We start from the raw sequence: 20,721 nt of genomic DNA, 5'->3' as shown, positions 1-20,721 counted from the left end.
CAGATCTGGCGTGACAGAGAAGGAAAGCCCCCTTTGATTCAACCTTCTCAGGATCCGCCACCATGCACCCCACCCGCCTCACGCCACTGGCCCGCAGCCTGCGCAACCTTATCCTCGGCGCCAGCCTGAGTTTCGGCGCCCTGCCCGCTGCAGTGGCGGCCGACACCCAGGCCTATCACATCGCGCCATCAGCGCTGGAAAACGCCCTCAATCAGTTTGGCCGTGAAGCCGGGGTGCTGATTTCGTTCGGCTCGCAAGTCACCAGCGGCGTACAAAGCCGTGGCCTGGAAGGCAACTACACGATTGAACAAGGTCTCAACGCATTGCTCGAAGGCACCGGCCTGCAAGCCCGCGCCGAGGGCGATAACGCCTTCAGCCTGCAACCGGCGGGTGATACCGCGCTGGAACTGGACACCTCGAAAGTGGTTGGCGACTGGCTCGGCGATGCGCAGCAAATCAACGTGTTCGAACACCCCGGCGCTCGCGACGTGATCCGTCGTGAAGAATTCGAACGCCAGGGCGCCACCCAGGCGCGTGATGTGCTCAACCGCATTCCCGGCGTCAACGCCCCGGAAAACAACGGCACCGGCAGCCACGACATGGCGCTGAACTTCGGCATTCGCGGGCTCAATCCACGCCTCGCCGCGCGTTCGACGGTGTTGATGGACGGCATCCCGGTGCCGTTCGCACCTTACGGCCAGCCGCAACTTTCGTTCGCGCCGATCAGCATGGGCAACATGGACGCCGTGGACGTGGTGCGTGGTGGCGGCGCGGTGCGCTACGGCCCGCAGAACGTCGGCGGCGTGGTCAACTTCGTGACCCGAGCGATTCCCGACGAACCGACCGTCAAGGGTGGTTTCCAGACGGAAACCAGTCCCTCGTCGCGCCATGACGGCTTCAAGACCAGCGCCAATCTGCTCGCCGGTGGCACCAACGAGAACGGACTGGGTGGCGCGCTGTTGTATTCCGGCACCCGTGGCGGCGACTGGCGTGAGCACAGCGACACCGAAATCGACGACCTGATCCTCAAGGGCAAATACCAGCTCGACGAGGCCAACAGTTTCAACGCCATGGCCCAGTATTACGAAGGCAAAGCCGACATGCCCGGCGGTTTGAACGTTGCCGATTACGATGCCGATCCGTATCAGTCCACGCGTCCGAAAGACCAGTTCTGGGGCCGTCGCACGATGTTCAACTTCGGCTATCGCTACCAGGAAGATCGCCGCGAATTCACCGCTAATACCTTCTTCACCAAAACCCTGCGCAGCGGTTATCTGGATCAGGGCACGTTCCTGTCGCTGTCGCCGCGCGAATATTGGGTTCGCGGTCTGGAAACCCGTTTCGCCCAAGGCTTCGACCTTGGCCCGACCAGCCATGAAGTCGGCGTCGGCTACCGCTACATCAACGAGGCCGGCCACGAGTTGCGCTATCGCACGCCGATCGCCAGCAATCAATACCCGACCACCAGTAGCCGCAACGACCGCGATACACGCGGCGGCACCGAAGCCAACGCGTTCTTTGTCGACGACCGCATCGACATCGGCAAATGGACGATCACCCCGGGCGTGCGCTACGAGATGATCGAGTCGCAACAGACCAACAACCTGACCAACGTCAAATACAAGGGTGACTACAACACCGCACTGCCGGCGTTGAACGTGCTTTATCACCTGAACGACAGCTGGAATCTGTACGCCAACACCGAAGGCTCCTTCGGCAGCGTGCAATACAGCCAGATGCCCAACCGCGTGAGCAGTGGCGAAGTCAAACCGGAAAAGGCCCGCACCTGGGAACTCGGCACTCGCTACGACAACGGCGCGTTGCGCGCAGAGATTGGCGCGTTCCTGATCAACTTCGACAATCAGTACGAAAGCAACCAGACCAACGATTCGGTGATCGCCCGTGGCGAAACCCGTCATCAGGGCATCGAGACCAGTGTCAATTACGCCCTCGATGACTTGAGCCCGGCGCTGGCCGGTTTCGATGTCTACGCCTCTTACGCCTACGTCGACGCGACCATCCGTGAAGACGGGCCGAATAAAGGCAACCGCGTGCCGTTCTCTTCGAAGCACAAAGGCACTATTGGCGTTGGCTACACAGAGGGACCCTGGAAGTTGAATCTGGACAGCAGCTTCCAGAGCGACCAGTTCGCCGACAATGCCAATACCTCGAAAGAAAGCGCTGACGGCAGTACCGGCAAGATCCCCGGTTACATGCTGTTCAGCAGCCGCGCCGGGTATGACTTCGGCCCGCAGTTGTCGGATCTGAATGTGGCGGTAGGGGTGAAGAACATCTTCAACACCCAGTATTTCACCCGCTCGTTTGATGACAACAACAAGGGCAAGTATGTAGGTGAGCCGCGAACGGTTTATGTGCAGACATCGGTTGCGTTCTGAGGTTTGAAAAGCCCCTCACCCTAACCCTCTCCCCGAGGGAGAGGGGACTGATTGGGGGATGCTTGAGAAATATACCGACCTGAAAGTACTGTGCGGAATCCAGAATCGACTCGGTCTTTCAGGTCGACGCACCTCTTCAGACACCTCGGTCGACCCCCTCTCCCACCGGGAGAGGGCTGGGGTGAGGGGCTGCTTTCTCATGCCATACCCAAAAACCATCCAGCCACACGAACAAAAACGGGCCTGCTTGCGCAGGCCCGTTCTCATTGGGTGGCTTATGGAATCAGCGGATCAACTGTTGATCGCTGCCTGTTCATTCTCCAGAAATTCTTCCTCCAGCAGCGCGTCGTTCGCCTTGCTGGTAAATGGCACAATGGCGGCACGGGGTTTGCCCCGCAGTTTGCCAAACAAGTGCTCCAGTGCGTGCTCCAGTTTTTCGGCTGCACCGTCGATCGCCTGTTCCAGCGAATCGGCCTTGTGGGTCACGGAAATCGGTTGATGGCCTTTTGGCCGCGCTTCCAGTTGGCAGCGCATGTCATGGGGACCTGGCTTGTCACCGTTCTCGTCGCTCAGATGGACTTCGACACGGGTCAGGTCTTCTTCATAACGTTCGAGCGTGCTCTCAATGGTTGTACGTACCCACTCCTCCAGTCGTTGACTACTTTGAATATGGTTATCGCTGTTGACTTGGATTTGCATAGTTCATCCCTTATTTCAGCTAGCTCGCGAGAGGCCGTAAACATATTTTCCTGACCTCTTGGTTACAACAATCGGCCCGACAGCCAAACATTTCAACCCCTGAAAAAAGATAAATATTCATTCGCAAAAAAAGCCGGACAACCAAGCAAGTCACTGGTAAGGTCGGGAGTTGGGTCGCCTCGCAACCCTGCAAAATTTGCTCACAATTGCCCGTCATTCAACGGGTGCAAGCTGCGAAAAATCCCCGCTTCCTCCACCAGCCAGTCATGCACCGCCCGCACGCCCGGATGGCTCAACGCCCCCGGCGCATAGAGCAGAACGTAACGTTTGTGGTTGGGCACCGACAGCCCGAACGGCACAATCAAGGTGCCCCGCTCCAGCTCATCGTTGAGCAACGTGCGCCGCGCAATCGCCACGCCCATGCCGGCAATCGCCGCTTCGATGGTCAGGTGATTGCGATTGAAAGTATGCCCACGCCGTACGTCGGCGCCTTCGAAGCCGATGGCGTTGAGATAGAACTCCCACTCCGCATATTCGTAACTGCCACGCCAGGCGGTGATGTCGTGCAACAACGGGAAATGCACCAGGTCCGCCGGCCCGTGCAGCGGTGGGCGGCCACGCAGCAAGCTCGGCGCGCACACCGGGAAAATCTGCTCATCGAGCAAGGCTGTGGATAACAGTCCCGGGTAGCTGCCGTCGTTCAGATCGATCGCCAGGTCAAAGTCGCCCTCGTGCAACGGCACGCTGCTGTCCTCGGCCACCAGGCGCAACTGGATGTCCGGGTAGCGCTGTTGCAGGCGTGGCAAGCGCGGCGTCAGCCATTTGCTGAGGAACGACGGAATCGAGCGCACCCGCAAAATCCCGCTGATCATTCCGGCATCGAGCCGACGCAATTCCGCGTCAATGCTGCCGTACGCCTCATTGACCGTAATCGCTAGCCGCTGGCCTTCAGCGCTCAGCTCCACACCGCGTGCGCGCCGATGAAACAGGCGAAAGCCAAGGCGCTCCTCCAATTGGCGGATCTGCTGACTGACCGCCCCCGGGGTGATGTGCAGTTCCTCGGCGCAACGGGTGAACGACAAGTGCCGCGCGGCACAGGAAAACACCTGCAGCCAGACGTAGGTCTGTGCATGCAATTGACGACTCATTGTTTAGTCCTGCTAAAGGCTTACTTAGGAAATTTCGTTAGTCACGTTGAAGCGAGGTAGGCAGTATCGCCGACATTGCGCTTGTCCTACAAAAAATGGCGGCGATTCCCACTCCATTGCTTGTAAGGCTTTAGCATGGCTATCAGTGTTTTCGATTTATTCAAGGTCGGCATCGGTCCGTCCAGTTCCCACACCGTTGGCCCGATGCGCGCCGCCGCGACCTTCGCCCAGGCGCTGATCGACCAGCATTTGCTGCTCGACGTGAAGCGTGTGGAAATCCGCTTGTACGGTTCGCTATCAGCCACCGGCGTCGGCCATGCCACCGACCGCGCCACGGTCATGGGGCTGATGGGCGAATGGCCGGACAGCATCGATCCGTCGACCATCGACCCGCGAATTCAGCAACTGCGCGAAACCGGTCTGCTGTCCCTGGCCGGGCAAAGAGAGATTGCATTCGACTGGCAGCACGATCTCCTGCTGCTGGACGAGAGCCTGCCCTACCACCCCAACGCCATGTCGCTGACAGCCTTCGGCGAAAGCACCGAGCTGTTCACGCAAACGTACTACTCGATCGGCGGCGGTTTCATCATTGAAGCGGCGGAAGCCGAGTCTGGCGTCTCCCCGGCCGGCGACGTCGAGTTGCCTTACGATTTCTCCAGCGCCGCCGAGCTGCTGTCGCTGTGCAAACAGCACAGTCTGCGAGTGTCCGAGCTGATGATGGCCAACGAACGGGCCTGGCGCAGCGACGATGAAATCCGTAAAGGTTTGCTGCACATCTGGTCGGTGATGCGCGAGTGTGTCGAGCAAGGCCTGCGCCACGAAGGCATCCTGCCCGGCGGTCTGAATGTGCCGCGTCGTGCGGCGAAACTGCATCGCAGCCTGTTGGAAATCGGCAAACCGAATGTCATCAGTTCGACGCTGTCGGCGATGGAGTGGGTCAACCTGTTCGCCCTCGCCGTCAACGAAGAGAACGCCGCGGGCGGGCGCATGGTCACTGCGCCGACCAACGGCGCGGCCGGGATTATTCCGGCGGTTCTGCACTACTACATGAAATTCAACCCGGACGCGTCTGACGATGACGTCGTCGCCTTCTTCATGGGTGCGGCGGCGGTCGGCATTCTGTGTAAGAAAAATGCCTCGATCTCCGGCGCTGAAGTCGGCTGCCAAGGTGAGGTCGGTTCAGCGTGCGCCATGGCCGCTGCGGGCTTGGCCGAAGTGCTGGGCGCCACCCCGGAGCAATTGGAAAACGCCGCCGAAATCGGCCTGGAACATAACCTCGGCCTGACCTGCGACCCGGTCGGCGGACTTGTGCAGGTGCCGTGCATCGAGCGCAACGCCATCGCCGCCGTAAAAGCGATCAACGCCACGCAAATGGCGCTGCGCGGCGACGGCAACCACTTTATTTCCCTCGACCGGGTGATCCGCACCATGCGCGATACCGGCGCCGACATGCACGACAAATACAAAGAGACTTCACGGGGCGGCCTGGCTGTGAGCTGGGTGGAGTGCTGAGGAGCACTCCCTGACTGTCCGCAACACGTGAGCCCGAGCAAAAATAATAACGAGGCGATACCGATGACCGATGTACGTACACCTGCTGCCGAAAATCCCGCTGTAGACCTCACAGGCAAAACAGAAACCGCCCACAAGGGCTGGAGCAAATTCGACACCACCTGGATGCTTGGCCTGTATGGCACCGCCATCGGTGCCGGCACCCTGTTCCTGCCGATCAACGCTGGCGTCGGTGGTTTCTGGCCGCTGCTGATTCTCGCCGTGCTGGCGTTCCCGATGACGTTTTTTGCCCACCGTGGCCTGACCCGATTCGTGCTGTCCGGGCGTTCCGGGGACATCACCGAAGTGGTCGAAGAACACTTCGGCATCGGTGCCGGCAAACTGATCACGCTGCTGTATTTCTTCGCGATCTTCCCGATCCTGCTGGTGTACAGCGTGGCGTTGACCAACACCTTGAGCAGCTTCCTCGAACACCAGTTGCAGATTGCCCCGCCACCCCGGGCGATTCTCTCGCTGGCGTTGATTCTGGGTCTGATGGCCATTGTGCGCTGCGGCCAGAGCGTCATCGTCAAAGCCATGAGCGTGCTGGTTTATCCGTTCGTCGCGGCGTTGCTGCTGCTCGCAATCAGCCTGATCCCGAACTGGAACGGCGCATTCTTTGCCAGTGCTCAAGAGGCCGTGCCGATGTCGGTGTTCCTCAAGACATTGTGGCTGGCGATCCCGGTGATGGTGTTCTCGTTCAACCATTCGCCGATCATCTCGGCGTTCGCGGTTGACCAGAAGCAGCGCTACGGCGCGCAGGCCGAACGCAAGAGCAGCGGCATCCTCGCCATGGCCCACGGCATGATGGTGGTGACGGTAATGTTCTTCTGCTTCAGTTGCGTGCTGGCGCTGTCGCCAGCGGACCTCGCGGCGGCCAAGGCACAGAACATTTCGATCCTGTCGTACCTGGCCAACCACTTCCAGACCCCGGTCATCGCTTACGCCGCGCCGTTGATTGCGCTGGTGGCGATCACCAAGTCCTTCCTCGGCCACTACATCGGCGCCAGCGAAGGTTTCCAGGGCATGATCGTGAAGAGCCTGCGCGGTCGCGGTCGAGTGATGTCGGCGAGCTGGCTCAATCGTGCCACCGCGCTGTTCATGATCCTCAGTTGCTGGGCTGTGGCGACATTCAACCCAAGCATCCTCGGCATGATCGAAAACCTCGGCGGCCCGGTGATTGCCTGCCTGTTGTTCCTGATGCCGATGTACGCCATCCGCCGTGTGCCAGCCTTGCGCCAGTATTCGGGTCAGGCCTCCAACGTGTTTGTCGTGCTGATCGGCCTGATTGCACTGTCAGCGATCATCTTCTCGGTCGTGCCCTGAAACGGCCCGTAAATGAACAAGGCGAGCCATGGGCTCGCCTTGTTTTTGTCCGGTTTCGTTGTTCGACAATTTTCCCGGCATGTCCCTTGCTACATCCCCTGTAGGAGTTGCCGCAGGTTCGGCAGCTCCTACATGAAGCAACGATACAGACCACGGAATGGCCGATGATCCGGTTTGGCGAACCAACCCGATCCCGGCCGGTCAACAACTGCACGTTCAATCAGGCGGTGACGCATCATGGACAATCCTTTTCAGATCATTACCGATGCCTTCGCGCCGGACTATCAGATCAATCTGAGCATTCAGGGCCTGGACGGCAGCATCATGCTGACCCTGTCCAACGGCGGCCGGATCGTGGCCAAACGGATGATCAGCGCCGAACAGCGCAACAATCCCAAACGCCTCAAACTGCTGGTGCAGAGCATTCAGTTCGGTATCGCCATCGAGCAGGGCCACAGTGCCATGGCGATTCTCGAAGCGATGACCAGCGGCGACGGAATGACCCCGCCACCGCCGCTGCTCAAAGGCCAGCCACGGCAAGTGGCCGGGCTTTAGAGTTCGCCCTTTTCCACCTCAGGATGCTCACCGGACCCCGTACCGATCTTGCGTTGCGGGTGTTCGATCTTCACCGAAGGAAATTGCGACGAGGCATAACGCACCACCAGAATCGACACCGCCAGCAGCAGAATTCCGCCGCACAGGTAGATGATGCCCATGTCCGGCGGGTTGTGGTGCGAGACGTTGGAAATGAGCAGGCGCGTAAGCGCGGTGATCGCCACGTAAATCAGGAAGCGCACCGGCATGTGGTTGGTCTTGAAATAAATCCCGACCATTGCGCCCAGTTCCAGATAGATGAACAGCAAAAGAATGTCATCGATCTTGATGTGGCCTTCCTCGAGCATCCCGAGAAACTCCATCACCGCCGCCCACGCCGTGACCGCACCGATGGCGAACAGCGCCAGATAGTGGAAGGTCTCGACGAACAGGTTACCCAGGGACTCGGCCAGTTGATGCACGTTTTGCCGCAGTTTCTCGGCCCAGTTTATTTTCACGATGAAGTTCCTTAGCCCGATTCGAGCGGATGATGCGTGTTGGACGTGACGGTTTTTCTGCACGTTTGCAGTTTCATGCAGAAAAGAGGCCACGCCATCATGGCGAGCCGCCGCAAAACCCGCGCCGTGGCGTTTGGTCGCACCGCGTGCGGCCAACGTTCGACGAGGCTGACAAACTTCAAATCCGGTCTACATTGAAAAGCCGCTACCCAAAGCGCAGGGATTCGCTTATCCTTTTCGCTGTATATAGATACAGTAGTCGCAAAGACAACTAAATGTGAAGGCATGTGAGGTGGTGAATGGCCGTCGAAGTGGTATACCGCAGCAGCCGAGATCTGGAGCGCTTGTTCATGGATAAAGCCGAAGCTGACCGTCATGACAAAATGCTCGAACTGGCCGAGATGCTGTCCGAAGTGTTGCAAAAAGCCGTGCCGTCGCTGAACGAGCAGCAGGTTGAAGAAGTCGGGATCTACATGGCGAAGAATCGCGATGTATTTGCCAAGGCGTTCAAGAGCCAGCCTGATGCACTGTCGGAGCTGATCAATGCCCCGGCAGAGCCAGTGGCTGACGTTGCCGATGCGGCAGAACCGGCTGAAGCGCCGGTCAAACCTGCAAAAGCGGCGAAAGCTGCAAAGTAATCACTGACCCATTAAAAGATCGCAGCCTGCGGCAGCTCCTACATTGGAATACGTTTGCCCTGTAGGAGCTGCCGCAGGCTGCGATCTTTTACGTTTCAGCGATACAAAACCTTTTCCGCCAACTCATCCGCCACCCGCGCCGGCGAACGTTTCTCCGCCTGCGCATGGGCGAATACCTCGGTCAGCCGCGAACTGATTTTCGAGAGGTGTGCAGTTATCGTGGGCAATTCCTCGCCGCGATGTTTCAGCGAGACATAAATCAGGCCCCCGGCATTGATCACATAGTCCGGCGCATAAAGAATGCCACGCCGCTCCAGCTGATCGGCGACATCCAGATGCGTCAGCTGATTATTGGCCGACCCGGCCACTGCCGAGCAACGCAGTTGCGTGACCGTGTGACTGTTGAGCACCCCACCCAATCCACACGGCGCGAGAATGTCACACGGCGTGCTGAGCAACGCATCGTTGGCGATCGGGTGCGCATTGAGCTGTTCCATTGCCAGTTGCACCTTGCCGTGGTCGATGTCGCTGACCAGCAATTCAGCCCCGGCTGCATGCAGTTGCTCGGCCAGCGCGTAACCGACATTACCCAGACCCTGGATCGCCACGCGCAAGCCTTCCAGATTGTCGCTGCCCAACCGCGCCATCGCCGTGGCGCGAATTCCGGTGAACACGCCCATGGCCGCATGCGGCGCGGGATCCCCCGCCGAGGTGGTGCTGGTGACGTGCCGGGTTTGCTGGGCAATGCAGTCCATGTCCGCCACCGAGGTGCCGCTGTCGATGGCGGTGATGTAGCGGCCGTCGAGCTGATCGATGCAACGGCCGAAGGCTTCGAACAGCGCGCCGCGATTTTCCACATGCACCGGGCGCACGATCACCGCGACGCCACCGCCCTGCGGCAGGCCCGCCAGCGCGGCTTTGTAGCTCATGCCCTGAGCGAGGCGAATCGCGTCTTCAACCGCCGATTCATCATTGGGATAGGCAAGATAACGACATCCGCCCAGGGCTGGCCCGAGACGACTGTTGTGGATGGCAATGACCGCCTTCAACCCGGAAACCGGGTCGACGCTAAGGTGCAGCGATTCCAGGCGAGTGCTTTGCATGAGCGCAAACATCGTTGGGCTCCCGAATCACTTCTTGTAGAACGCCAGTATAGGCTTGCGCCTGAAAATTGCTGAAGCGCACCGGAATAAGCACAACAGCTGACAACCGCTTTGCGGCATAACCCAGGACGCGCATAACCACGCACTGGACGAATGGCGCGGACGGGGCTAAAACGAGGCATTCCCCGGAGATTGTGATGAGTCCGCGCCAACGTTTTTTCGACTGTCTGCACCGTTCGCCGCCCGCGCTGTTGGAAGCCGCGCTGTGGATGGCTGCCGAGCACGAAAAAGCGCTCGATCCCGAGACGCCGCTGCAAGAGTTCAAGGAGCTGCAACAACGGGTCAGTTACGGCTTGCCGATGCTGCCGGTCAGCGAACTGGCGCAGCCATTGTTGCGACGCATGACGGACCTGGGTTTTGCCCAGGATGACTTTCTGCCGCTACGTCCGCAGGCAGCCCTGCTGCATAAAGTGTTGCAGACTCGGCGCGGTCAGCCGTTGGCGTTGGCGCTGATTGCCCTGGAGCTGGCGCGCGGTCTGGAGATTCCACTGGTCGGCGTCAACTTCCCCGGGCACTTCCTGCTGCGCGTGCCCGGAGCCGATCACTTGCTCGACCCTTGCGGTGGTCGACGCCTATATCCCAATGACTGTCGCGAATTGCTGCAACGCCAGTACGGGCCGAACATGAAGCTCAACGCCGAGCATTTGCTGACGGCGACGCCGGTGCAGATGCTGCAGCGCCTGTCGCGCAACTTGCGTCAGTTGCACCTGACCCACGATGACTTCATCGCCGCGTTGATCGACGCCGAGCGCGTGCTCGAACTGGGCAATGCCGGCGTCGCCGATTACCTCGCCCGCGCCAGTCTGTATCAACGGCTCGACTGCCCGAACGCCGAGCGTTTCGATCTGGAACATGCCTTGTTGCTCAGTGACGATCCGATCCAGCGACTGCGCCTGACCGAGCGCCTCGGCCATCTCCCGCCGAACTCGGTTGTCCACTGAAACGATTTTTATAGGAGTGAGCCTGCTCGCGATAGCGGTGGGTCAGTCGGATCATTAATAACTGACACACCCTCATCGCGAGCAGGCTCACTCCTGCACGGTTCAGCGTAAAACCATAAACCACTGAGGGTGCGAGCCTGCTCGCGAAGCAGGCGACGCGGTCTTTCAGTTACACCGTGTTATCGCTCTTCGCGAGCAGGCTCGCTCCCACATTGGATATGCGTGTGTCATTGGGCGAACGCACCTGAATGATCAGCAATGCAGCAATCACCGCCGGAATCGCGCAGAAGAAAAAAATCTGCTCCACCGGAATATGCATCGCCAGCAGCAGACTGCCAAATAGCGGCCCGAGAATCGAACCGAATCGCCCCACACCCAGCGCCCAGCCAGTGCCCGTGGCACGAACGTGCGCAGGGTAGAAATTACTCGCGAACGCATTCAGCGTCAGTTGCCCGCCGATGATGCAGAACCCTGCGGCGAACACGCAGGCCACCAGATAACGCGGATTGTCGTGATTGAGCCCCAGCAGGATCGTGCACAGCGCCGCGCCCGCCAGGACGCCGGACAACAGTCGAACTTTGCGCTTCAAGCGGTCGGCGAACCAGGCCATGCAGATTGCACCCAAGGTACCGGCGAACAGGAACATCGACGTCACCAGATTGGCCTCGTTGAGTTTCAGGCCACTCTCCAGCAGCAGCGTCGGCAGCCAGCTGATCATGAAGTACAGCAGAATCAGGCTGACAAAGAACGTCGCCCAGATCAGCAGAGTCGGCCGTGCGTAACCGTTGCGGAACAACTCGACCACGGTCAGCTTGCTGCCCTGCTCCCGCTGGTTTTGCTCGATGGACGCCGCCGGCGGTTGCCAGTCCGGCAGCATCCGCGCAGTTACCTTACGCAGACGCGCATACGGCGGTGCATCGCGCAACAAACGCGGCAAGGATTCCGGCAACATCCACCAAAGGAATGGAAACAGCAGCAACGGCGTGACGCCACCGGCGAGGAACACCGCTTGCCAGCCGAACTGGTCGATGAACCCGGCCGCGACAAACCCACCCGCCGCGCCGCCAAACGAGAAACCGCATGCGGCCAACGTCACCATCAATGTACGCAGGCGCGGCGGCGAGTACTCCGACATCAACGCCATGGCGCTGGGCATCGCGCCGCCCATACCAATTCCGCAGATGAAGCGCGCGATCATCAGCGTATTCAACGAGTCGGCGAACACCATGAGGACGGTGAGGGTGGCGTAGATCAGTACGCAGGCAAGCAGAATCCGGCGCACGCCGAAACGGTCTGCCAGTGGCGTGACAGCGAGGGAGCCGAGAGTAAGACCGAGCAGGTTGGCGCTGAACACCGGGCCGAACGCAGATTTCTCCAGTCCCCAATCCTGCGCCAACGCCGGCACCACATAACCGAGCACCTGAGCGTCGTAACCGTCGGTGACCAGCAACAAGGCGAGCAGGATCAAGAGCAACCACTGATAGCGGGACACAGGACGGGCGTCGAGTGCCGCCCGGAAGCTGGCAATCTGGTTGTGCATCGCAAGGTACCTGTTTTGTTTTTATGATTTTTTGGTTGAAGCTGGCATTACCCCCTGTGGGAGCGGGCTTGCCCGCGATGGCGGCAGTGCACCCGACATAGAGGTGACTGATAAATCGCTATCGCGGGCAAGCCCGCTCCCACAGTTTTTTGGTTGGAGCTTAAGGTGTATCGGGTTGGTTGGCCGGGTGGGCCTTGATAAAGGCTGGATGCTCGGCAGCCAGCGCAGCAACCCGGCGAATCCGCGGATAAGCCTCCAGCGAAACATTGAATCGCTCGGCCGCATACAACTGCGGGATCAGGTAGACGTCAGCCACACACGGCCACTCGCCGAAACAGAAACCACTGTCGCCGATCAACTGCTCCACCGTGGCCAGCCCTTGAGCAATCCAGTGACTGATCCACTCCACCACCTGCGGCTCTTCGTGCCCCAACTGACGCAACCGATTGAGCACGCTGACGTTGTGCAGCGGATGCACATCGCAGCCGATCACTGCCGCCACGCCACGCACATGGGCGCGAGCGGCGAGATCATCCGGCAACAGCGGCTGCTGTGGATAACGCTCTTCCAGGTACTCGATGATCGCCGGTGACTGGATCAGCAATTCGCCTTCATCGGTGCGCAAGGCCGGCACGCGGCCTTGTGGATTGATCGCCAGATACGCCGCTTGCCGATGCTCGCCGCCGGACGGCGCGATCAGATTGACCGGCAACGCCTGATAGTCGAGGCCCTTGAGCGCCAGCGCGATCCGCACCCGATACGACGAGGTCGAACGGTAATAGGTATAGAGATCCATGAGCCGCTCCTGTCAGCGTGCCGCCAAGACTTTGCCGCGGCATTCACCGAAGCCGATGGAAGCAAAACCGTCACGGGCGCAACGGGCGCGCAGGATGATTTCGTCACCGTCCTCAAGGAATTTGCGCACTTCGCCGGACGCCAGTTCGATCGGCTTTTTGCCGCCCTCGGTGATTTCCAGCAGGCTGCCGAACTGACCGCTTTCAGGGCCGGACAACGTGCCCGAACCAAACAGGTCACCGGCCTGCAACTGGCAACCGTTGACGCTGTGGTGCGCGACCATTTGCGCAACGGTCCAGTACATGTGGCGGGTGTTGCTCAGGGTCAGGCGATGGGCTGGCAGATTCTGTTCGCGCATGCGTTCGGTGAGCAGGAGCACCTCCAGTTCGATGTCGAACGCACCGCCCTCCTGATCGCGCTTGTCGAACAGATACGGCAGCGGCTGCGGATCACCTTCAGGACGCGCGGGTTGCGCGGTGCGGAACGGCGCCAGCGCCTCAGCGGTGACGACCCACGGCGAAACGCTGGTGATAAAACTCTTCGACAGGAACGGGCCCAGCGGCTGGTATTCCCAGGCCTGGATATCGCGGGCCGACCAGTCGTTGAGCAGACAGAAACCGGCGATGTGCTCGGCGGCATCGCCAATTGCAATCGACTCGCCCATCTCGTTGCCCTGACCGATCCAGATGCCCAGTTCCAGTTCATAGTCCAGACGTGCGCAGGGGCCGAACGTCGGCTCGCTCGCGCCCGCCGGCAAGGTCTGGCCTTTCGGGCGGCGCACGTCGGTGCCGGAAGCGCGCACGGTGGAGGCGCGGCCGTGATAACCGATTGGCACATGTTTGTAGTTCGGCAGCAACGGGTTGTCCGGACGGAACAGTTTGCCGACGTTCTGCGCGTGCTCGATGCCGACGTAGAAGTCGGTGTAATCGCTGATGCGCGCCGGCAGCTGCATCTGGCAATCGGCGGCCAGTGGCAGCAGTTTCGCGCCCTGGGCTTCGATGTTGCCGCGATGGGTGCTGCCTTCGCTGAACAATTCCAGCAGGCGCTCGCGCAAGGCCACCCGCGCTTCGCGACCGAGTTCGAAGAACGCGTTCAACTGGCCGCCGTGCATGGCTTCGACCGCGCTGCGTGCGGCGCCGTCGAACAATCCGGCCTCAAGCGCCACTTGCAGATCGAAGATGTGTTCGCCGATTGCCACACCGGCGCGCGGTGCCGAACCGTTGATGCTGAACACGCCCAGCGGCAGGTTCTGCAACGGGAAGTCGGCGTGGCCATTGGCCGAGACAACCCAACTGCGGGTGATGGAATTCTGAGTCATGGGTTATCTCCGGGTCGGGTCGAACGTGGCGGGCAACGTGGCCCAGCAGGCGTCGTAATTGGGTTGCAGTTGTGGGCATTCGAGGGCGAAGCGGCTGGGGCGCAACACTTGGCTGGTCTCGAACATGAAGGCCATGGTGTTGTCGATCTTCGCCGGTGCAAGCGCGGCGTTGATCGCTTTGGTGCAAGTCTCGCCATCCGGACCGTGGGCGCTCATGCAGCTGTGCAGGGAGGCGCCGCCGGGCACAAAGCCTTCGGCCTTGGCGTCGTACTCGCCCTGGATCAGGCCCATGAATTCGTTCATCAGGTTGCGGTGGAACCACGGTGGACGGAAAGTGTTCTCGGCGACCATCCAGCGTGGCGGGAAGATCACGAAATCCAGGTTGGCCAGCCCGTGCACACTGGTCGGTGAAGTCAGCACCGTGAAGATCGACGGGTCCGGATGATCGAAGCTGACCGTGCCGATGGTGTTGAACCGGCGCAGGTCGTATTTGTACGGAACGTTGTTGCCATGCCAGGCGACCACGTTCAGCGGCGAATGATTGAGCTCGGTTCCCCACAACTGGCCGAGGAATTTCTGCACCAGCGTGGTCGGTTGTTGCAGGTTTTCGTAGGCGGCGACCGGGGTCAGGAAGTCGCGCGGGTTGGCCAGGCCATTGCTGCCGATCGGCCCCAGGTCGGGCAGGCGCAGCGGCGCACCGTGGTTCTCGGCGATGTAGCCACGAGCCTGCGGATCGAGCAATTGGACGCGGAATTTCAGACCGCGTGGCAGCACGACGATTTCCAGCGGCGCGACGTCCAGCACGCCCAGCTCGGTGGCAATACGCAAGCGCCCCAGTTGCGGCACCAGCAGCAGTTCGCCATCGGCGTTGAAGAAAACGCGTTCCATCGAACGGTTGGCGGCGTAGTGATAGATGCTGATCCCGGCGGGCTTATCGGCCCCCGAGTTGGCCGCCATGCTCACCAGACCGTCGATGAAATCGGTCGGCTCGCTCGGCATGTCCAGCGCGTTCCAGCGCAGGCGGTTGGGGGTCACTTCACCCAACGGACCACCGGCCAGTTGCCGCTCCAGTTTGACGAATGCCGGGTGATTGGCCGACGGCTGTATCCGGTACATCCAGGTACGCCGCGCTTCACTGCGGGTCATGGTGAATGCAGTGCCGGAGAACAATTCGGTGTAGAGGCCGTACGGGGCTTTTTGCGGGGAGTTCTGGCCGACGGGCAGCGCGCCGGGCAACGCTTCAGTGCTGAATTCGTTGCCGAAACCGGACTGATAGGCCAGCGACGACGCGGTTGAATCGAGGTTCATGGAGCCTCCTGAACAGGGAGTCGGCAGTGGCCCATCGCTCTGGCTCAGAGGTTTCGGCACGCCGGGGTTGTTATTATCGTAATTCGATTACGCATAACGTAATTTGCTCGCTATCCAGCGTCAAGCTATAAAGACGCCCATTCGTTTTCGGATCCCGGCAGCCTCATGGAAAAAACCAGCGACAGTAACGGCAAACAGAAAGTGCGCTCCGCCGAAGTCGGCACCGACATCCTTAAGGCTTTGGCCGAATTGTCGCCTTCCACTTCGCTGTCACGTCTGGCCGAACATGTACAGATGCCGGCGAGCAAAGTGCATCGCTATTTGCAGGCGTTGATCGCCTCGGGGTTTGCCGAGCAAAACACCGCCACCAACCATTACGGCCTCGGCCGTGAGGCGCTGCGCGTGGGCCTGGCCGCCCTCAACAGTATGGACGTGCTGAAAGTCGCTGCCCTGCCGCTGTCCGAATTGCGCGACGAACTCAACGAAACCTGTTTTCTGGCGGTGTGGGGCAATCAGGGTGCAACCGTTGTGCACATCGAACCGGCGGTGCGCGCGGTGACGGTGGTCACGCAGTTGGGCTCGGTGTTGCCGTTGCTCAGCTCCTCCACCGGGCTGGTGTTCAGTGCCTACCTGCCGCATCGGGAAACCGACGAATTACGTGAGCAGGAAATCGCTGCTGCCAATCACCCGTTGGCCGATGAAAAGGCTTACGCCATCTTGTGTGAACAGATTCGCGAACGCGGTCTGCATCATGTGCATGGTTTGCTGATGCCGGGGGTGGATGCCTTGTCGGCACCCGTGTTCAACGCGGTGGGGCAAGTTGCAGCGGTGCTGACCATCGTCGGCCCGACTTCGTTGTTCCACGCCGACGAAAACGGCCCGGCGGCGCAGCGGTTGTTGGCTGCGACGCGGGCCGTGAGTTGGCGGATGGGATTCGAGACGCCTGCACCCTGAAAGGGTAGGCAGGCGCCTCGATGAGTGAATCAACCGATCAGTCGGGTGGTGCTTTCCACTCGGTGAGGCGGAACGGCGACTGCGGTGACATAGCTGATGCCAACGCGAACACCGGTTACCGACGAGAGAAGGTCCGCGTAATCGTTGATCCGAGACAGCAGCCCGGCCGCGCTGGCAGAGTTGCCGACGCCGGCGATGTAGCCGATATAAAACATGATGGCCGCTCTCCAGGCACTGGCGAAATAAGCATTGGATGCTTCTTTATCACCGTCCAGTGAGGCCGAAATCCCCTCAACGATCGTATACGCGATTCGCAGTACAGTCACTACCGCGCCCACTGGAGGCACGAACAACGAGACAACATCCAAAGCGATATTGAGCAAAATCTTGGCATCGACCCAGACCGCCTCCCAGGTACTGGTGGTTTGATAATCCACGTCATCCCTGAAACGCGTGATCATGGCCTGATACTCGTGTTTGAACTCGTTGCCAACCCCATACGCGTTGTAAAGCACAGGTGGCTGTTCATTTGTGCCCCCGCGTTTGTACTTCTCTGTGAGTTGTTTGACAGCCTTTTGATCTTCAAGTCTGACCATTCGTAAAACATGGCCTGCAAAGGTGAAGTCTCCAAGCCGCGTCGACAACTGTTCGACAGGGAAGTAATCATTCCCGTCATGGGTTCCCGGCACATAGACAATAGACTGCAGGCGCCCGTTAAATTTGCGGCTAAATATATAAGCACCGTAAACTTTCTTGCCTTCCAAGGTAAAATGATAAACGCCCTCGTCCGGCACGGCAGCAGCGCCCACTGTATAAAAATCAGTGCCGCGAATATTGCTATCAAGACCATCGATAAGTGTTTTAATCCAACTGAAATCTTCATTGGATATCGTGCGCCTGATTTTCTGGGCAAGCGCTGCAGTGAGCATTTCGTTCTGCTTCAGCTCTCGATAACAAACCTCCTTCAGAGCACGACGTGGGGTCGAGAGGAATTGATATTTAAGATACTCGTCGTAACGTTCGCCGGGCTTCAGATCAATAAGATCATTGATGACCTGTGCATTCAATGCGGTTACTACACCACGACCGGAGAACCGGGCAGTTCGAAGGTAATCTCTTAACTCATGTATTGCTATGGAGATCCCTGGAACGACAACACTCACAATTTTTTCAAAGATCGTAACGTCACTGCGCCAAATATGCCACTGGATGAACAGATCGGTGAGCGTCATTTCTGGAACATTATGAATCTTGACCATGACATTATTCGGATCAAAGACTGGAACCTTGAGTTTTTTGCTACTCCAGTACTGGGCGAATGTGTTCATCACCAGTTCACGGGCAAACTCCTTGAAAGGCACGATTTTCAGATCGTCTTTTGCAACGTTTTGAATAGCCTTGAATTCTGTATGCAATCGAACGGATAACCCTTGGTCCTCCGCCGAGGCGTTCCGGAACCACTGAGGTGTATAAGCTTCTATTTGCTTGGCTTCCCATCTGAGGATATTTTTTACCGCGTTTTCCAGCGGGTAGTCTTCAGTAGTAAATGGGAATTCAAAACTCGATTGACCAATCCAACGTGGGGCCCAACTATCACCTGTGACTTCAGCCACCATCCTGTTTACATCAGACAGAACGGCCTGAGACTTCAGATACTCCCAGACTTCATCGTCCTGGACCCATTTTAATAACGTGTTCCTTAACGCTCCGAAGTGGGCAAATTCGAACCACTCTTGCGAGCCTGGAAAACCCGGCGCATACACCACGATGGGGGAGTCTTGATCAAGCTTGCGCTTAAAATACCTCAGCTCCTTGAACGCGTGATACTTAGCACCAAGCTTGATCCCCCCGGACATGATAGACAGGTCATCATAGTTATAGCGATTAACCATATCGTTGGCATCATGGCTCACTTGTTTTTGCAGAACCGCGCTAAATAGCGACAGAGCCGTCCTGCGACCTTCAACTTGTCGAAGCGCTTGCGAGACTTCAGGTTTAGAGTAGACGGCTTGCCTTTGGTCGTTATATCGCACGCGCACGTTCAACGCTTTGATCGACTTAGGCAGTTCAGAGGCTGTCCACTTAGGATTGTAAGGCTGATTTTCCACAGCAATTTCAAATTGACCTTGTTGATCATGCACGCCGTACATGAACGCCTGGGTGAGCGTTTTACGCTCCTTGGTCTCAATCTTTTGACCATTCGTTACATTCAACACATGGCGGACATTGACGAAGACGCTATCGGGGTCAATCCGAACGTCCTTACCCGGAGAAATAAAATCCTCCACTTCTTTTTTTGCAAAGTCCTTGAGCGAGGCGAACCCCTTTGTTACTTCATGGTATTGCACTTCGCTTTCCAGCAGGCGCTTTTCCAATGCCTCATAAATCTCCTGATTCGTTGAACCGGCATTCTGCAGCCAGATCGGCCACCTGTTTTTTTGCGCCAGCCGAACAAGCGCCGCCTGGCGAGACTTCGCTTGGCCAAGCATATCCGGCAAGGCCTGTGCAGACGTCACCGACGCGACAACCGCATCATAATTCGAGTCAGGATCAGTGAACTGAGCCAGCAGTTTAACAACTTCACTGCAGGATTTTTCAATGGCGTTATCGCTGATGCGTGCAAACAGATCGGCCTCAACTTTCAAATAACGGAATTCGGGCACGACTGGAAAATTTTCTCGTTCCTTGATTGCGAGCGACTGTAGGAAAACCTCACGACTGTCACCGGACGACAGGCGTTGCTCAAGCGTCCGATGCATTTCAGCAGAGGAGGAGAATCTTTCGACGCCATGAGTCGGGGAGTACAGTACGATTGCCGTATCCGCCCGTGGAATAAGTTCATCCCGGATAGCTTCTGCCAGTGGGATGGCGAACATTGAATGCTGCACATTATAAGCGTCTCCCCGGCTGCCGATAAATACGCCATACCAAGTACCGCGCGAGCCCGGCTGAAGCATATAACGGATACGTTGAAGTTCCTCCCGACTGATACCGCCCTCATCAGAAAGAACTTCAAGCTCATCCAGAAAGAGATAGGCTTGAAGTTCGCTCATGGTCATTTTTCTCGGAACTGCAAAACGCCCCTTACTTTCGTCCTTTCCCGCCCAATACTCTTGCAGTACCGCAACATAGTAGTCTGGCAAATTTAGAAACAGACGTTCCAGTAACTTCTCAACAGACGCCAGAGGGACCGCAGGCAACAAATCTCGAGAATTGGTTGTAATCGGATCACTATAAATCGCGTAATATTGCGCATCATACTTCGGCGCCCTGCCACGCTGCAGACAGTCAGTTAACACTTGAAGCAGGCTTCCTACCGGCTCCATTTGCTTCGGCTTGACATTGCCACGAACATTGATATTGATGATGCGCGCATCGGCCTGCTGAAAAAATTCGCCAACTGCACGCTGCAAACAGGCACGTAAAACAACATCGAATGCAGGCATGTCGTTCAACGGCCCCTTTAATGCGACCAGCGCCTCTCCCACTTTACCGAATCCAGCATTGTCAAGACTACGAACTTCCATTTAAACATACCTTCTCAGTTTGACACTTACAAACATCAGAATGACATCTGCTTCGCTAATTCAAACTAAGCCAGGGACTTCCCGAAAAGATACTCGGAATACTTTTCCAATCTTGTACATTACCCGGACCGAATCACAGAACAAACAAACTGAATCAATTATTTTACATACCGATATCACCATAAATTTAAAACCAATGAGCACCTTAGCCCTGACCATTACATCCAATTTTCTCGAAATACTTCACACGTGAGCGCCCAAATCATTCAGCACTTTATGTTTCAGCCTCGCACGAAGCAGTCGCCTTAGACGATTGGCTGTTACGAAAAAATTCAACAACCTCTTGAAACCGAAGCATTAGCGGC

The 20,721-nt window shown here is 58.2% G+C and carries 15 protein-coding genes and 1 pseudogene; 7 read left to right on the top strand and 9 right to left on the bottom strand.

Going from position 1 to position 20,721, the window contains the following annotated elements; genetic code table 11:
- Window positions 1-62 precede the first annotated feature (62 nt).
- Window positions 63-2,396: a TonB-dependent Fe(3+) dicitrate receptor FecA gene (gene fecA / locus KI231_RS04950; protein ID WP_213027604.1), complete on the top strand. Its 2,334-nt coding sequence runs from the start codon at window positions 63-65 to the stop codon at window positions 2,394-2,396.
- A 291-nt stretch (window positions 2,397-2,687) separates the two neighbouring features.
- On the opposite strand, the gene KI231_RS04945 is transcribed toward fecA, so the two are convergent.
- Window positions 2,688-3,095, bottom strand: a complete 408-nt coding sequence (locus tag KI231_RS04945) for an HPF/RaiA family ribosome-associated protein (protein WP_103305165.1) — start codon at window positions 3,093-3,095, stop codon at window positions 2,688-2,690.
- A gap of 200 nt (window positions 3,096-3,295) precedes the next feature.
- Window positions 3,296-4,243: a LysR substrate-binding domain-containing protein gene (locus KI231_RS04940; protein WP_007914183.1), complete on the bottom strand. Its 948-nt coding sequence runs from the start codon at window positions 4,241-4,243 to the stop codon at window positions 3,296-3,298.
- A 135-nt stretch (window positions 4,244-4,378) separates the two neighbouring features.
- Here KI231_RS04940 and KI231_RS04935 point away from each other — a divergent pair, with 135 nt between their 5' ends.
- From KI231_RS04935 to KI231_RS04925, 3 genes are all read left to right on the top strand, one after another.
- On the top strand, window positions 4,379-5,755 hold the full coding sequence (locus KI231_RS04935) for an L-serine ammonia-lyase (RefSeq protein WP_213027603.1): 1,377 nt from the start codon (window positions 4,379-4,381) through the stop codon (window positions 5,753-5,755).
- A gap of 63 nt (window positions 5,756-5,818) precedes the next feature.
- Window positions 5,819-7,120, top strand: coding sequence for a serine/threonine transporter (locus tag KI231_RS04930; protein ID WP_213027602.1), 1,302 nt, complete (start codon window positions 5,819-5,821; stop codon window positions 7,118-7,120).
- Between the two features lie 237 nt (window positions 7,121-7,357).
- A complete protein-coding gene (locus KI231_RS04925) occupies window positions 7,358-7,675 on the top strand; it encodes a DUF3509 domain-containing protein (protein ID WP_213027601.1) in 318 nt (105 codons plus the stop codon).
- On the opposite strand, the gene KI231_RS04920 is transcribed toward KI231_RS04925, so the two are convergent.
- Window positions 7,672-8,172 carry a phosphate-starvation-inducible protein PsiE gene (locus tag KI231_RS04920; RefSeq protein WP_103305161.1) on the bottom strand — a complete coding sequence of 167 codons (501 nt, stop codon included), beginning with the start codon at window positions 8,170-8,172 and terminating at the stop codon, window positions 7,672-7,674. The two genes, KI231_RS04925 and KI231_RS04920, sit on opposite strands and share 4 nt — an antisense overlap.
- Window positions 8,173-8,471: 299 nt before the next feature.
- Here KI231_RS04920 and KI231_RS04915 point away from each other — a divergent pair.
- Window positions 8,472-8,726 (top strand): annotated as a pseudogene (locus tag KI231_RS04915) (YebG family protein); the annotation flags it as partial.
- Between the two features lie 179 nt (window positions 8,727-8,905).
- On the opposite strand, the gene KI231_RS04910 reads toward KI231_RS04915, so the two are convergent.
- Window positions 8,906-9,925, bottom strand: a complete 1,020-nt coding sequence (locus KI231_RS04910; RefSeq protein WP_213027599.1) for a Leu/Phe/Val dehydrogenase — start codon at window positions 9,923-9,925, stop codon at window positions 8,906-8,908.
- Between the two features lie 185 nt (window positions 9,926-10,110).
- Here KI231_RS04910 and KI231_RS04905 point away from each other — a divergent pair, with 185 nt between their 5' ends.
- Window positions 10,111-10,914 carry a SirB1 family protein gene (locus KI231_RS04905; RefSeq protein ID WP_213027598.1) on the top strand — a complete coding sequence of 268 codons (804 nt, stop codon included), beginning with the start codon at window positions 10,111-10,113 and terminating at the stop codon, window positions 10,912-10,914.
- Between the two features lie 169 nt (window positions 10,915-11,083).
- Here the strand turns inward: KI231_RS04905 and KI231_RS04900 are convergent, their stop codons facing one another.
- The 4 genes from KI231_RS04900 to hmgA form a co-directional block, all read right to left on the bottom strand.
- Complete coding sequence (locus tag KI231_RS04900; RefSeq protein ID WP_213027597.1) at window positions 11,084-12,454, bottom strand: MFS transporter; 1,371 nt, start codon at window positions 12,452-12,454, stop codon at window positions 11,084-11,086.
- 160 nt (window positions 12,455-12,614) lie between these two features.
- Window positions 12,615-13,250, bottom strand: a complete 636-nt coding sequence (maiA, locus tag KI231_RS04895; RefSeq protein WP_213027596.1) for a maleylacetoacetate isomerase — start codon at window positions 13,248-13,250, stop codon at window positions 12,615-12,617.
- A 12-nt stretch (window positions 13,251-13,262) separates the two neighbouring features.
- Complete coding sequence (fahA, locus tag KI231_RS04890; RefSeq protein WP_213027595.1) at window positions 13,263-14,567, bottom strand: fumarylacetoacetase; 1,305 nt, start codon at window positions 14,565-14,567, stop codon at window positions 13,263-13,265.
- A 3-nt stretch (window positions 14,568-14,570) separates the two neighbouring features.
- Window positions 14,571-15,875: a homogentisate 1,2-dioxygenase gene (gene hmgA / locus KI231_RS04885; RefSeq protein ID WP_213027594.1), complete on the bottom strand. Its 1,305-nt coding sequence runs from the start codon at window positions 15,873-15,875 to the stop codon at window positions 14,571-14,573.
- Window positions 15,876-16,040: 165 nt separating this feature from the next.
- Between hmgA and KI231_RS04880 the strand changes: the two genes are divergently transcribed.
- The gene (locus tag KI231_RS04880; RefSeq protein WP_213027593.1) at window positions 16,041-16,829 is read left to right on the top strand and encodes an IclR family transcriptional regulator; all 789 of its coding nucleotides are present in this window, start codon (window positions 16,041-16,043) and stop codon (window positions 16,827-16,829) included.
- Window positions 16,830-16,858: 29 nt separating this feature from the next.
- Here KI231_RS04880 and KI231_RS04875 read toward each other — a convergent pair whose 3' ends face one another.
- Complete coding sequence (locus KI231_RS04875) at window positions 16,859-20,356, bottom strand: dermonecrotic toxin domain-containing protein (protein WP_213027592.1); 3,498 nt, start codon at window positions 20,354-20,356, stop codon at window positions 16,859-16,861.
- Window positions 20,357-20,721: the final 365 nt, after the last annotated feature.

This window comes from Pseudomonas sp. Seg1, assembly GCF_018326005.1.
Lineage (GTDB): Bacteria > Pseudomonadota > Gammaproteobacteria > Pseudomonadales > Pseudomonadaceae > Aquipseudomonas.
Note: the sequence above shows the minus strand (reverse complement) of the source record. Positions and strands in the feature narration are given on the sequence as shown.

Excerpts from the sequence above, each read along its gene's own strand:
- fecA (WP_213027604.1), top strand. The coding sequence starts at position 63 with ATGCACCCCACCCGCCTCACGCCACTGGCCCGCAGCCTGCGCAACCTT.
- KI231_RS04945 (WP_103305165.1), bottom strand. The coding sequence starts at position 3,095 with ATGCAAATCCAAGTCAACAGCGATAACCATATTCAAAGTAGTCAACGA.
- KI231_RS04940 (WP_007914183.1), bottom strand. The coding sequence starts at position 4,243 with ATGAGTCGTCAATTGCATGCACAGACCTACGTCTGGCTGCAGGTGTTT.
- KI231_RS04935 (WP_213027603.1), top strand. The coding sequence starts at position 4,379 with ATGGCTATCAGTGTTTTCGATTTATTCAAGGTCGGCATCGGTCCGTCC.
- KI231_RS04930 (WP_213027602.1), top strand. The coding sequence starts at position 5,819 with ATGACCGATGTACGTACACCTGCTGCCGAAAATCCCGCTGTAGACCTC.
- KI231_RS04925 (WP_213027601.1), top strand. The coding sequence starts at position 7,358 with ATGGACAATCCTTTTCAGATCATTACCGATGCCTTCGCGCCGGACTAT.
- KI231_RS04910 (WP_213027599.1), bottom strand. The coding sequence starts at position 9,925 with ATGTTTGCGCTCATGCAAAGCACTCGCCTGGAATCGCTGCACCTTAGC.
- KI231_RS04905 (WP_213027598.1), top strand. The coding sequence starts at position 10,111 with ATGAGTCCGCGCCAACGTTTTTTCGACTGTCTGCACCGTTCGCCGCCC.
- KI231_RS04900 (WP_213027597.1), bottom strand. The coding sequence starts at position 12,454 with ATGCACAACCAGATTGCCAGCTTCCGGGCGGCACTCGACGCCCGTCCT.
- maiA (WP_213027596.1), bottom strand. The coding sequence starts at position 13,250 with ATGGATCTCTATACCTATTACCGTTCGACCTCGTCGTATCGGGTGCGG.
- fahA (WP_213027595.1), bottom strand. The coding sequence starts at position 14,567 with ATGACTCAGAATTCCATCACCCGCAGTTGGGTTGTCTCGGCCAATGGC.
- hmgA (WP_213027594.1), bottom strand. The coding sequence starts at position 15,875 with ATGAACCTCGATTCAACCGCGTCGTCGCTGGCCTATCAGTCCGGTTTC.
- KI231_RS04880 (WP_213027593.1), top strand. The coding sequence starts at position 16,041 with ATGGAAAAAACCAGCGACAGTAACGGCAAACAGAAAGTGCGCTCCGCC.
- KI231_RS04875 (WP_213027592.1), bottom strand. The coding sequence starts at position 20,356 with ATGGAAGTTCGTAGTCTTGACAATGCTGGATTCGGTAAAGTGGGAGAG.